The sequence below is a fragment of the Mesorhizobium sp. WSM4842 genome, from assembly GCF_055901575.1.
On the sequence record NZ_CM148372.1, the window covers coordinates 5965798 to 5978300 of the forward strand.

Here is a 12503-nt window from a genome sequence, read left to right on the forward strand (position 1 = left end):
CTCGGTCAGGATTTTTGGCGAAGGGCCACGATCAGAACGACGACCACGACGATCACGGTCCACAATGTCGAGATCGCTGCAATGGTTGGATCGATCTGATCGCGCAGCGACACGAACATGAGCTTCGGCATCGTGCTGTTGCGACCACTTGCGACGAAGATCGAAATCACAGACTCGTCGAGCGACGTCAGGAAGGCCATCAATGTCGCAGACAACAGACTGATCTGAAGTTGCGGAACGATTATTCCGCCAATAGCTCTGGCCCAGTTCGCACCGAGGCTACGCGCCGCCTGAACCTGGTTCCAGTCAAAGCGAGCCAGGGCAGGCAGCAACACAATGCACGCCACCGGAACGGCCAGCACCACATGTCCGACCAGCACACCGAACAACGTTCCGACCAGACGTTGTGCCGCCAGCACAAAAAAGAGGCCGATCGCAAGCAGGATTCCTGGGGTGATCGAGGGGGTGAGCAGGACGCTCTGGATGGCCGCAGCAGTCTTCCCGCCCAGCCGATTCATTGAGATGCAGGCGAGCAGCGCAAAAGGCACCGCGATCAGCGCCGTCAATGTCCCAAGGATCAGGCTCGTCCTGAGTGCAGCCATCCACGTCACCGAGCCGAAGAAGTTCTCGTACCAGCGCAACGAGTAGGCGTGCGGCGGAAACTCGAGGAGATTCGACGCCGAAAAGGAAAGCGGCACCACCACAAGCGTCGGCAACATCAGAAATGCCATCACAAGAGCAGCAAAGCCCCAGAGGACAATGCGGGCCAGTCTGTTGTGCGGATAGGCCTCAAGCATGGGAGGCATCAACTGTGTTCTGGGCAAGCAGGCGCCGTGCCGCCAGCAACATCACACCGATCAGCGCCATCAGAACGAGGAGCAGAATGCCCAGGACGCTCGCCGACCCCCAATCCTGAAAGGTCGATAGCGTACGCTCGATCCGGGTAGAGAGGGGATTTACCTTGCCACCGCCAAGCACCGCCGGCGTGATGAAGAAACCTATGGAATAGATGAGAACGATGATCGAACCCGAGAAGATGCCGCCCGCCGAAAGTGGCATTATGACTGTGCGCATCACCTGCCCGAGTGTGGCTCCCATGCTCGCAGCCGCGCGAATGAGGTTTTGGTCGATATCGCGCATCGCGGCATAAACCGGCAGCAGAAAGAGCGGCAGCATGTAGTGAACCATGCCGATCAGCGTTCCGGTGAAGTTATAGACCAGCGGCAAAGGCTCCGCCGTCAGGCCCGAACCGGTCAAAGCCGCGTTGATCAGGCCATCACGCCGCAGGAGCACTAGCCAACCATAAGTGCGCACCAGAATAGCGGTCCACAATGGCAGCATGACGAAGGCCATCAGTACGTTGGCCACCCTTGGTCTGGCGCTGGCCAAAGCGAGTGCAAGCGGGGTGCCTAGAAGAATGCAGATCGCCAGCGTGCCGAGGGACAGTTCAAGGGTTGTGACGAGCGCCGACCATGTCAGTCCGCTCGAAAGCACTTTCGCGTAGTTGCCGACAGTGTACTCACCCCCTGTGGTCAGGAAAGATTGCCGGATGATCCAAAGGATGGGCAGTATCGCCGCCAGTCCAACGATGAACAGCGCCGGGAGCGAAAGCGAAAGGAAGAATCGCCGCTCGCGTCGCGCATCTGCGGCGAGCGCAGGATCCACAGTGACGGTCACGCTGTCGCTCCCGGTATCGCGTGAACCTTCGCCGCTGGTGCATATGCGGTCATCCGCTGACCGGCGGCAAGCTCGGCGCAGCCGCCGGCCAGCGCTGCCGGAATGCAGACAAGAACCTCTTGCTCATCGTCAAGCGCCAGCGTCAAAAGCCAGTTCTCGCCGCGAAACGCCTTGGCGCGCAGTATTCCTTCGAGAGCCACTCCGTCTCCCCCGACGAGCTTCGCATCAAGATGGAAGCTTTCGGCGCGAATCATCAGAGTTTCGCGTGACGCTTCGGCGCCATCGATCCTGCGCACCGAGCCTGGAGCCACAATGTTAGCCTCGCCCATGAACTCCGCGACGAAGCGGGTCGATGGACGATCATAAATCCGCTGCGGCGTATCGATCTGCTGGATGCGGCCGGAGTTCATCACCGCAATCCGGTCAGACATAATCAGCGCTTCGCGCTGGTCATGGGTCACGTAGATTGTGGTGATCCCCAGATCATCGTGCAGACGCCGGATCTCGTACTGCATGGTCTCGCGTAGATTCTTGTCGAGCGCCGACAGCGGCTCGTCCATCAGCATCACGCGTGGTTCGAAGACGATAGCCCGCGCCAGTGCCACCCGTTGGCGCTGGCCGCCGGACAGTGCGGCAACATTGCGCTCCGCCAGACCATCCAGCTTCACGCGGGCCAGGGTGGCAAGCGCCCGCTGACGCGCCTCCGCTCTCGGCGTCTTGCGCAGCGCCAGCGGATACGCGACATTCGCCAGGACATTCATGTGGGGAAACAAGGCGTAATTCTGGAATACTATGCCGATGTCGCGTTTGTTGGGCGCCAGGCGAGTGATGTCCCGATCGGCCAACAAGAGCTTACCGGAATCCGGCCGGACAAAACCGGCCAGAGCCATGAGTAACGTGGTCTTGCCCGATCCCGATGGGCCTAGCAGCGTGAGGAATTCGCCAGCTTGAATGTCGAGCGAAACATCATCCAGTGCGACGTAGGTGCCGTAAGCCTTGCTGACGCTGTCGATGGTGATCGGGAGCGACTTCATCATCTGCTCCAGCCTTACAGCTGAGACTCAGCGGGCCATCATCTCATCGAAGGCTTTTTGGGCAGCCTCGCCGTTCTTGACCCACCATTCTGAATTCGAAAACACCGAAGTGCCGGCATTTTCGGGCGCGGTCGCAAGCGTCTTCAGGCGATCCTCGGGAATCAGGCCACCCTCATATGCCGCAGGATTGACCGGGCCATAGGCGATGAAATCGGTCAGCTTCGCAACACGCGCGGGCTGCGTCATCGCTGCGATGAGCTTCATCGCGGCTTCCTTGTTCGGCGCTCCCTTCGGCACCCCAAGGCAGTCCGTGCCGATAACCGAACCCTTGAACGAGTAGTCAGCAGCACCCCCGTCTGCTTTCACGGTTTGGGCCCGTCCGTTCCAGGTAACGACCAGATCCGCTTCGCCGTCCTTCAGCAACTGCGCGGACTGAGCTCCCGAGGTCCACCACACGGCGACATTTGGCTTGATCGCTTCAAGCCGCCTGATGGCGCGCTCCAGACCTTCCGGCGTGCTGAGCACGGAATAGACGTCCGCCGGCGCTACGCCATCGGAGAGAAGCGCGATCTCGATCGAGTCTTGGGCATTGGCGCGCAACGCGCGGCGACCCGAGAATTTGGCAACGTCCCAGAATTCCGCCCAGGTCTTCGGCGGGTTCTCGCCATAGGTCTTGGTGTTCCACGACATGACGGTGCCATAGGAATCGAACGGATAGCAGTAGTCGGACTTTGCGCCTTCCGGCACGGATTTGGGATCGATGATCTTGTAGTCGAGCGGCTCCAGCAGCGATTGAGCGGCCGCCTGGGCGCCTTCCGGTGAGCCCAGGTGAATGACGTCGGTGGTGACCGCACCCGAGGTGACCTGCATCTTCAAGGCGGCCAGGCCGTCGCTTAGCGTCTCCTCGAGGACATCATAGCCAAGCTCTTTTGCAGCAGGGCCCCACATGGCCTCTTTCATGGCGTTGCCATAATCGCCACCTGCGGTCGTTATGGTGACTGTTTGCGCATGGACGGGCAAGGCAGCCGAGATTGCGAATGCTGCAAGGGAAATGCGTAGCCAGGACATAGGTTCTCCTCCCCAACTTTTATCAAATGTTGCTCGAAATGGCCATTTATTTGTAATCGTAACGTTACGATTGCATTCGAATGAGCTTGAGTCAAGCTGCTTCCTACGGGAGTTTGGATTGACCGGGATGTCGAATCCGGTAACGTTATGGCGGTCAGCAAATCAGCCGGCGCTTTCGCAAATGAAGTCGGGCGAACAATGGCCAACCTAAAGCAGATCGCGGCGGAACTTTCCCTCTCGGTGACCACGGTGTCCCGCGCTCTGAAGGATGGGCCGGAAGTGCAGCCCTCGACCATAGCCCGCGTCAAGGAGGCGGCTAAGCGGGTCGGCTATCTACCAAATCATCATGGTCGTGCGCTCAAAACCGGTCGAACGCTGACGCTGACGGCAGTACTCCCGATGGAGACACGAGACCATCTGTCCGATCTGTTGAAGCTTCCTTTGATCGAAGGCATGACGCTGGCAGCGCGGCAAGCCGGGTATAGTCTGTCCATCTATTCCACCACTCCCGACGACGATCCCGTCGAGAGTGTTCAGCGGCAGCTTCAGGCGCGCAGCACCGACGGACTGATCATCACGCGCTTGGTGTCGGGTGATCCGCGCGTCAAGCTGCTGCTGGATAAACGCATGCCATTCGTCGCGTTTGGAAGAACCGACCTGGATACCGCGTATCCCTATGTCGATGTCGACAATGAACAGATTGCCTACGAGGCAACCCGACGGCTCATGGATAAGGGCTGTCGACGCATTGCACTGCAACTTCTGGTTCCGGAGGATCAGGCAAGTGCCATGCGTCTTTCCGGCTATGGAAGGGCAATGGCCGAGGCCGGTATTCCGATCGACCAATCGCTGATCGGTCATGGCATGTTCACCATGGAGTCGAGCGCAGCCTGGTTCGATCGCTTGCTGGCTTGTTCAGATCCGCCGACAGGCTTGGCATGCGCCAACGAACTGGGCCTTCTAGGGGCGTTACACGCTCTTGGCAGCAGAGGTCTTGTGCCGGGCAGCGACGTCCACATTGTCACTCGTGACAGCACGCGGCTGGCACGCTTCCTGCCGGCAAAGATCGGAATTCATTCCGTGGACATGGCGGGTGTCGGACGCAAACTTGTCGAAGTCCTGGAGAACCGGATCATCAATCCACTTGGGCCGGTGGAGACAATCTTGCTAAAGGGTGAATTCGACCCTGGCGAATAGTCTGCCCGCAGACTTCAATCAACCGACCCCCAACCTCGCGCGGCTGCTTCGTGGCGCAACCGATAGCCGCAATCCCGCGACTGTCCCGTCGAGCGAAGCACGTACATTTCGAGCGAAGGGAAAGGCCCGCTTATGGACGCAAGGCGACTGGCGAGACAAGTCGAATAGATTCCGACAACCCCTGATTGTATTAGCCGCATTTCTGTGGCGCCGGGCGATACCGCTTGGCTGCAAAATGCTCTGGACATCACTCGACCGGGGCCTTGCCGACCTGGCCGGCGACTTCCTTATCCAGCTCGGTGAGGAAATCCACGATGCGAGCCGCATTGTCGCCAAGGTCGTAGCGGCCATAACGGGTGGCCGAACGCATGTCGACAATGACCGCATCGCCATCGTCGGTCACACGGATGGCGACGTCTGCGGGAAGGCTGAGGATGAAGCTCTTGGCCAGGGCATTGATCGTCACCTCGCTTTGCCCGATCGCACGGGGAAACGGCGCCGTTAGCTGCCAATCCCGACGATCGAGCACGGTTTCGACTGCTTCCAGGACCCGATCGAAAGGCAGATTGTAGCTGCGTCCGGTGACAAGCGGATAGGTCTCGGTCTGCAGGCGCTGCTCGCCCGGGGTCGGTGGCGAAAGCGCGTTCATATCCCCGGTCCGGGTGCTGGTGTCGAGCATCGGCGGATCGTCGAAATCCGTCGAGATATCCCTGAGCGGCGGAGAAGTCGCTGCCCAGTAGGCAGCGATACCAAAGGGAGCAAGCACCAGCAGTGCCAGTAACGTGCCGACGGTGAGATCGCGACCGCCACGGTCGCCAAAATTCCACAGTCTCGAAAAGGCAAATCCGGCGAACAGCAGCGCAAAGGCGGCAAGCAGCGCGACAATGCCGAGCACCCAAAGGAAGGCCGGCGTTTCAACAAGCTCATATCGGTGGCCGACGAGAACGGTCAGGAGCAGGACCGCCGAAAAAGCGCCTGTCCGCCGCGACCAGCCGGCCGCCCTCGACGTCTGTCGCTCGGGATTTTCCGTTATTTTCAGCACTGCTCCACCCCGAACGGGCGCTTTGAGCCGTTTAGCGGCGGCTTGAAGGCGAAAGACGTCATTTCCGTCAATCCGTCGGCAGACGATAGTCCCTGAACTGCTGGCGCAAGGTGGTCTTCTGGATCTTGCCGGTAGCGGTATGGGGGATTTCGCCGACGAAGGCGACGTCATCCGGCATCCACCACTTCGCCACCTTGCCGTCCATGAAAGCGAGGATATCCATCTTGGTCGGCTCCCGGCCCGGCTTGCGGACGACGACAAGCAACGGCCGTTCGCCCCATTTCGAATGTTGGATGCCGATGGCCGCCGCCTCCGCCACATCCGGATGACCGACCGCGATATTCTCGAGCTCGATGGTCGAAATCCATTCGCCGCCCGACTTGATGACGTCCTTGGCGCGATCGGTGATCTGCATATAGCCGCTCGGGTCGATATGGGCGACATCACCGGTATCGAACCAGCCTTCTTCATCGAACTGTTCGGATCCGATGCCGCCATAATAGGCGCGCGCGACAGCCGGTCCGCGGACCTTCAAGCGTCCGAATGTCTTGCCGTCCCATGGCTGCTCCTTGTTGTCATCGTCCGTCACCTTCATTTCGACGCCGAAAGGCGGATAGCCCTGCTTGCCCTGGACGTCGAGCCTGGCTTCGCCTTCAAGCCCGGCATAGCCCGGCTTCATGGTGCACAAGGTGCCGAGCGGCGACATTTCGGTCATGCCCCATGCATGGATGACCTCAACATCGTAATTGTCCTGGAACTTCGTCGTGATCGCGCGCGGGCAGGACGAGCCGCCGATGACGACCTTCTTCAGATAGGGAAGTTCCTTGCCAGTCTCCTCCAGATGCTGGAGCAGCATCAGCCACACTGTCGGCACGGCGGCGCTGAACGTCACCTTTTCGTTGTCGAGCAACTCGTAGATCGAGGCGCCGTCCATCTTGCAGCCAGGCATGACCAGCTTGGCGCCGATCATCGGCGCGCTCTGGCCAAGGCCCCAGGCGTTGGCGTGGAACATCGGCACGACCGGCAGTATGGTGTCGCGCGACGAGAGGCCCATCGCGTCGGGCATCGCCGCGATCATGGCGTGCAGCACGTTCGAGCGATGGCTGTAGAGGACGCCTTTCGGATCGCCTGTCGTGCCCGAGGTGTAGCACATGCCGGCGGCGGTATTTTCATCGAACGTCTTCCAGGTGAAGGCGCCGTCGGCTTCGTCAAGCCACTCCTCATAGGCAACGACGTTCGGCAGCGTCGTTTGCGGCATATGCGCCTTGTCGGTCAGCACGATCACCTTTCTCAGCGATTTGACCGCGCCGGCGATCTTTTCAAGCAGCGGCATGAATGTCAGATCGACGAAGATCGCCTTGTCCTCGGCATTGTTCATGATCCAGGCGATCTGCTCGGGAAACAGGCGCGGATTAAGCGTGTGATAGATCGCGCCGACACCCATGATGCCGTACCAGGCTTCGATGTGGCGCGCCGTATTCCAGGCCAATGTGGCGATGCGGTCGCCAAGGCCAAAGCCGTCACGCTCGAGCCGCTCGGCGACCTGCAAGGCGCGGCGATGAATTTCGGCGTAAGTGGTCCGGAAAATCGGACCCTCGATCGAACGCGATACGATCTCGCGTTCGCCGTGCTGCCTGGCTGCGTTGTCGATGAGCTTGTGGCAAAGCAGCGGCCATTCCTGCATCAGTCCGAGCATGCTTTTCCTCCCATTGGTTTTTCGTTCCATTGTGGGACGAACAAGCGGATTGTCCAGCCATGACCGGCCAGAAGCAGTACATTGATCGAAAAGACAGGGAAAACCGCCACAATCCGGCCATCGTCGGCGCTAACTTTGATTAATGGGCAGGGGTGTGATTGGCGAATGAAAGAGGTTCGCATGGAAGCGCAGCTCGACGACAAGACTCTCGAAGATACGCTCGCCGAAAGCCTGGCTGATCTGGTGCCGGACGCCAAAACCGTTTCCGAAGACGAATTCGTCGAAGTTGTCGGCGGCGCCCTTGAGGCGGTCGGCGGCACGCTGCTGTTCAAGATGTGCGTTCAGAACGAAGGCGAAGGCCAGCACGTTGCCGCGGCATGCGTCGGCGATGGCGGCAACCGCCAGTTCCTGCTTCTTACCTTGCCGACCGGCGGTGGTGCGCTCAAGGTCGAAACCGCGTCGAGAAGCACCAATCCGGTCGCCGGTATCGCCGCCGCCTATGCCGGGCTGATGGACGCGTTTCAGGCTGCCGCCTGATTGGTCATCGGCAGGGCCGATTTGACGAGAGGCCCGGCAACGCCAAAGGCGATGGTTTTCGAGCCCCGCATTCGACGGCGGCCTTGCGCGGCGCGCACGCCCGACACACATTAGGTCGTGCAAGGAGAACCCGTCATGGACCAGATCGCCAATCCGTCACCCGGCTTTCAACGCAACCGGGGTAAAGTGATTACTGTCGAGCCCTATATCGGAACTGTGACCGTACGGGCCGGCGACGCGGTCATTGCCTCGTCCACGAAGGCCAAGGTGTTGACCGAATCCCCCTACCCCCGGGTCCTCTACATTCCATTCGAAGACATCGATTTCGACCAGCTACGCAAGACGGAACTGTCGACCCACTGCCCTTACAAGGGCGATGCGAGCTATTGGAGCGTTCTGCCCGCCGCGGAATCAGGCAAGAATGCGATGTGGGCCTATGAGCAGCCTTTCGACGAGATGATCGAAATCCGCGATCACGGCGCGTTCTATCCCAACAAGGTGACGATCGAAGCCAAACCAGCCTGAGCAGGGACGGCTCGAAACCTGTCCTGCCGATCAGTCGGTGGTGCGGTCATGGTTGGTTCGTGCCCTTACCTGCGGCCATTCTTTGCAGCCTGTACCGCCGCCTGCGCGGCAGCCAGCCTGGCGATCGGCACGCGGTAGGGCGAGCACGACACGTAGTCGAGGCCGACCTCCTCGCAGAAATGGATCGAGGCCGGGTCGCCGCCATGTTCGCCGCAAATGCCGAGCTTGATCTCCGGCCGCGTTGCCCTGCCTTTTTCGGTCGCCATCCGCACCAGTTCGCCGACGCCCTCGATGTCGAGCGACACGAACGGATCCTGCTCGATGATGCCCTTTTGGCGATAGGTCTCCAGGAACGAGGCCGCATCGTCGCGTGAGATGCCGAAGGTGGTCTGGGTCAGATCGTTGGTGCCGAAAGAGAAGAATTCGGCCGCCTCGGCGATGACATGAGCACGGATCGCGGCGCGCGGCAGTTCGATCATGGTGCCGGTAAGATAGGTGATCTCGACGCCGGTTTCCTCCATCACGCTCTTGGCGACGGCGTCGATCCGCGTCTTGACATAGTCGAGTTCCTTCACCAGACCGACCAGCGGCACCATGATTTCCGGAACCACCAGCGCCCCGGCCTTTCTGCCGGCCTCGACGGCCGCCTCGAAAATGGCTCGCGCCTGCATCTCGGCGATTTCGGGATAGGAAACCGCAAGCCGGCAGCCGCGATGGCCAAGCATCGGGTTGAACTCGTGCAGGGCCTCGGTACGCTGCCTGAGCTTGTCGGGCGACACGTTCATGGCGGCGGCGACTTCGGCCACCTCTTCTTCGGTCTTGGGCAGGAATTCGTGCAGCGGCGGATCGAGCAAGCGGATCGTCACCGGCAGGCCGGCCATGATCTCGAACAGTTCGAGGAAATCCGAGCGCTGCATGGGCAGGAGTTTTGCGAGCGCCGTTCGCCGGCCCTTTTCGGTGTCGGCCAGGATCATCTCGCGCATGGCAACGATACGGTCGCCCTCGAAGAACATGTGCTCGGTGCGGCAAAGCCCGATGCCTTCGGCGCCGAAGGAACGCGCCATGCGCGCGTCGAGCGGCGTTTCGGCATTGGTGCGCACCTTCATGCGGCGCACGGTATCGGCCCATTCCATGATGGCGGCGAAATCGCCCGAGAGCTCCGGCTGCAGCATCGGAACGGCGCCTTTCAGCACCTGGCCGTTACCGCCGTCGATGGTGATGATGTCGCCCTTGCGGAACGTCGATCCCATCGCCATCAGCGTGCCGGCTCTGTAGTCGACGCGCAGCGAGCCCGCGCCCGACACACAGGGCTTGCCCATGCCGCGCGCCACCACCGCCGCGTGGCTGGTCATGCCGCCACGCGTGGTCAGGATGCCTTCCGCCGCATGCATGCCGTGGATGTCCTCGGGACTGGTCTCGATGCGCACGAGAATCGCCTTGCGGCCTTGCGTCTTGAGCTCCTCGGCGTCATTGGAGGAAAAGACGATCTCGCCGGTGGCAGCCCCCGGAGATGCGGGCAGGCCGATGCCGATCACATCGCGCGCCGCCGTCGGATCGATGGTCGGATGCAGCAACTGGTCGAGCGAGGCCGGATCGATGCGGGCGACGGCCTCCTCCTTTGAAATGAGCTTGTCCCGCGCCATGTCGACGGCGATTTTGAGCGCCGCCTTGGCGGTACGCTTGCCGGACCTCGTCTGCAGCATCCACAATTTGCCGCGCTCGATGGTGAATTCGAGATCCTGCATATCGCGGTAATGCTTTTCCAGACGGTCGGAGATGGTGACGAAAGACTGGAAGGCATCCGGCATCAGCTTCTGCAGCGACGGCTTGTCGGAGCCGGCGGCAATGCGCGCCGCCTCGGTGATGTTTTGCGGCGTGCGGATGCCGGCAACGACATCCTCGCCCTGCGCATTCACCAGGAACTCGCCATAGAGCATCTTTTCGCCGGTCGACGGATTGCGGGTGAAAGCGACACCGGTGGCCGAAGTCTCACCCATATTGCCGAAGACCATGGCCTGAACGTTGACCGCGGTGCCCCAGCTTTCGGGAATGTCGTGCAGGCGCCGGTAGGTGATGGCGCGGTTGTTCATCCAACTCGAAAACACGGCGCCGATCGCGCCCCAGAGCTGCTCGTTCGGATCTTGCGGAAACGGCCTGCCGAGTTCCTCCTCGACCTTGGCCTTGTAGAGTGCGATCACGCCCTGCCATTCGATGGCCGTCAGTTCGGTGTCGAGTTCATGGCCGAGCCCGCCTTTCTGGTCCTCGAGGATTTCCTCGAACACCTCATGGTCGAGGCCCATGACGACATCGGAATACATCTGGATGAAACGCCGGTAGCTGTCATAGGCAAAGCGGGCATCGCCTGAATCGGCGGCCAGCGCCTCGACCGTCTCGTCGTTCAGACCGAGATTGAGCACGGTGTCCATCATGCCGGGCATCGAGGCGCGGCCACCGGAACGCACCGACACCAAAAGCAGTTTCGAGGGATCGCCGAAACGGCGCCCGGTCAGCCGGCCGATGTGGTCAAGCGCAACCGCGACGTCCGCCTCCAGCGAGGCCGGGTAGGTGCGGCCGTTGGCGTAGTAGGCGTTGCAGACCTCGGTGGTGATGGTGAACCCTGGAGGCACGGGCAGGCCGAGGCTGCACATTTCGGCCAGATTGGCGCCCTTGCCGCCCAGGAGGTTTCTATCGCCGGCACGGCCTTCCGCAGCGCCGTCGCCAAAGGTGTAGACCCATTTGGTCATGCTTGCTCTCCGGTTGCAGGAGATTGAAAAGATTGACGAAGCCGAAGTTCCGCCGTGTCCCTATCCGAGCGATATGATGCTGCAGTGCGAAAGGCAAGCGTCGGCAAAGCCAGCCGGCTTCTACAATCGATTAAGAAAAAGCGATGCCGAAGAGACTTGCGGCTCGATGGCCATTTAAGCAGAACATAACAGGAACCAGGGGTAATGCCATGAGACTGACCGGAAAACTCGATTATCTGGAAATGCCGGCAACTAGTGGAACGCTGGATAGGCTCAAGGCTTTCTACAGCGCCGCCTTTTCCTAAAGCGCGTCGCGTTCGACCGACCTCACGCGACGCGCTTTGCGTTGTTGTTTTATGCATGTCGTTATCGCAAAACCGCTGCACACTTTTGCGCGACATGCATTAGTCGTTCACCGACTACGGGCCGACCTATTCGGCGTTTTCAGAAGGTCTTGACGGAGGCTTCCAGGCTGATGCCGGCGAAGCGCCCGCCAAGCCGCTTCCCGTGCTTTATTCCGAGCACCTGGAAGAAACCCTGGGCGCCGTCGAAAATGCCGGCGGCACGATCGTCAAGCCGATCTTCTCATTTCCCGGCGGCAGGCGGTTCCATTTCGTCGATCCGGCCGGCAATGAAATGGCCGTCTGGGGTGAATAGCGACAGCGCTCCAGGATTATGATTGCGGACCGAAACGCTGGCTACGGGCCAGTTGCGCATAGCCGCTATTCTCGGCATTGAGCTTTCCGTCGGCTCGTCCTATAAGGCCGCGCGCGCAACGGGCATGTTCCCGTTGCTGGGGCGTAGCCAAGTGGTAAGGCATCGGTTTTTGGTACCGACAATCCCAGGTTCGAATCCTGGCGCCCCAGCCATCGCTCACAGGTCCGTTCCGGGCACATGTGTAGCAGCCACTAAGTAATGCCGGCACGCTACGCCGCTGCCAACTTGACAGCCTCGTTCCCAATGCCCATCAGACGATGTCAAAG

10 protein-coding genes, 1 tRNA gene and 2 pseudogenes are annotated in these 12503 nt (G+C 60.6%); 6 read left to right on the top strand and 7 right to left on the bottom strand.

Translation table 11 applies throughout. The features are described 5' to 3' along the window. Positions 1-5: 5 nt before the first annotated feature. Genes AC0NIE_RS28955 through AC0NIE_RS28970 form a run of 4 tightly spaced genes read right to left on the bottom strand, consistent with a single transcriptional unit; the run spans position 6 to position 3779 of the window. Positions 6-797: an ABC transporter permease gene (locus AC0NIE_RS28955; RefSeq protein WP_473484605.1), complete on the bottom strand. Its 792-nt coding sequence runs from the start codon at positions 795-797 to the stop codon at positions 6-8. Then, positions 790-1677 carry an ABC transporter permease gene (locus AC0NIE_RS28960; protein WP_123147135.1) on the bottom strand — a complete coding sequence of 296 codons (888 nt, stop codon included), beginning with the start codon at positions 1675-1677 and terminating at the stop codon, positions 790-792. Before AC0NIE_RS28960 ends, AC0NIE_RS28955 begins: the two co-directional genes overlap by 8 nt. Next, positions 1674-2711 (bottom strand): ABC transporter ATP-binding protein, encoded by a 1038-nt coding sequence (locus AC0NIE_RS28965; RefSeq protein ID WP_473485124.1) that lies wholly within the window; start codon positions 2709-2711, stop codon positions 1674-1676. Before AC0NIE_RS28965 ends, AC0NIE_RS28960 begins: the two co-directional genes overlap by 4 nt. Before the next feature lie 27 nt (positions 2712-2738). Continuing rightward, a complete protein-coding gene (locus AC0NIE_RS28970; RefSeq protein WP_473484602.1) occupies positions 2739-3779 on the bottom strand; it encodes an ABC transporter substrate-binding protein in 1041 nt (346 codons plus the stop codon). A gap of 147 nt (positions 3780-3926) precedes the next feature. On the opposite strand from AC0NIE_RS28970, the gene AC0NIE_RS28975 reads away from it, so the two are divergent. Next, positions 3927-4976 carry a LacI family DNA-binding transcriptional regulator gene (locus AC0NIE_RS28975; RefSeq protein WP_473484600.1) on the top strand — a complete coding sequence of 350 codons (1050 nt, stop codon included), beginning with the start codon at positions 3927-3929 and terminating at the stop codon, positions 4974-4976. Positions 4977-5223: 247 nt separating this feature from the next. On the opposite strand, the gene AC0NIE_RS28980 is transcribed toward AC0NIE_RS28975, so the two are convergent. Further along, positions 5224-6009, bottom strand: coding sequence for a DUF1499 domain-containing protein (locus AC0NIE_RS28980; protein WP_473485122.1), 786 nt, complete (start codon positions 6007-6009; stop codon positions 5224-5226). 76 nt (positions 6010-6085) lie between these two features. Then, on the bottom strand, positions 6086-7714 hold the full coding sequence (locus AC0NIE_RS28985; RefSeq protein ID WP_473484597.1) for a fatty-acid--CoA ligase: 1629 nt from the start codon (positions 7712-7714) through the stop codon (positions 6086-6088). A 180-nt stretch (positions 7715-7894) separates the two neighbouring features. Here AC0NIE_RS28985 and AC0NIE_RS28990 point away from each other — a divergent pair, with 180 nt between their 5' ends. Continuing rightward, on the top strand, positions 7895-8251 hold the full coding sequence (locus AC0NIE_RS28990) for a hypothetical protein (RefSeq protein WP_473485120.1): 357 nt from the start codon (positions 7895-7897) through the stop codon (positions 8249-8251). 135 nt (positions 8252-8386) lie between these two features. Beyond that, positions 8387-8776 carry a DUF427 domain-containing protein gene (locus AC0NIE_RS28995; protein WP_473484594.1) on the top strand — a complete coding sequence of 130 codons (390 nt, stop codon included), beginning with the start codon at positions 8387-8389 and terminating at the stop codon, positions 8774-8776. Positions 8777-8841: 65 nt separating this feature from the next. Here AC0NIE_RS28995 and ppdK read toward each other — a convergent pair whose 3' ends face one another. Beyond that, positions 8842-11520 (bottom strand): pyruvate, phosphate dikinase, encoded by a 2679-nt coding sequence (gene ppdK / locus AC0NIE_RS29000; RefSeq protein ID WP_473484591.1) that lies wholly within the window; start codon positions 11518-11520, stop codon positions 8842-8844. A 209-nt stretch (positions 11521-11729) separates the two neighbouring features. Here ppdK and AC0NIE_RS29005 point away from each other — a divergent pair. The 3 genes and pseudogenes from AC0NIE_RS29005 to AC0NIE_RS29015 all read left to right on the top strand — a co-directional run. Continuing rightward, positions 11730-11822: pseudogene (locus AC0NIE_RS29005) on the top strand (VOC family protein); the annotation flags it as partial. 103 nt (positions 11823-11925) lie between these two features. Beyond that, a pseudogene (locus AC0NIE_RS29010) lies at positions 11926-12177 on the top strand (VOC family protein); the annotation flags it as partial. A gap of 137 nt (positions 12178-12314) precedes the next feature. Then, positions 12315-12389 (top strand) — tRNA-Gln (locus tag AC0NIE_RS29015). Positions 12390-12503 lie beyond the last annotated feature (114 nt).

Excerpts from the sequence above, each read along its gene's own strand:
- ppdK (WP_473484591.1), bottom strand. The coding sequence starts at position 11,520 with ATGACCAAATGGGTCTACACCTTTGGCGACGGCGCTGCGGAAGGCCGT.
- AC0NIE_RS28985 (WP_473484597.1), bottom strand. The coding sequence starts at position 7,714 with ATGCTCGGACTGATGCAGGAATGGCCGCTGCTTTGCCACAAGCTCATC.
- AC0NIE_RS28975 (WP_473484600.1), top strand. The coding sequence starts at position 3,927 with ATGGCGGTCAGCAAATCAGCCGGCGCTTTCGCAAATGAAGTCGGGCGA.
- AC0NIE_RS28995 (WP_473484594.1), top strand. The coding sequence starts at position 8,387 with ATGGACCAGATCGCCAATCCGTCACCCGGCTTTCAACGCAACCGGGGT.
- AC0NIE_RS28955 (WP_473484605.1), bottom strand. The coding sequence starts at position 797 with ATGCTTGAGGCCTATCCGCACAACAGACTGGCCCGCATTGTCCTCTGG.
- AC0NIE_RS28990 (WP_473485120.1), top strand. The coding sequence starts at position 7,895 with ATGGAAGCGCAGCTCGACGACAAGACTCTCGAAGATACGCTCGCCGAA.
- AC0NIE_RS28970 (WP_473484602.1), bottom strand. The coding sequence starts at position 3,779 with ATGTCCTGGCTACGCATTTCCCTTGCAGCATTCGCAATCTCGGCTGCC.
- AC0NIE_RS28965 (WP_473485124.1), bottom strand. The coding sequence starts at position 2,711 with ATGAAGTCGCTCCCGATCACCATCGACAGCGTCAGCAAGGCTTACGGC.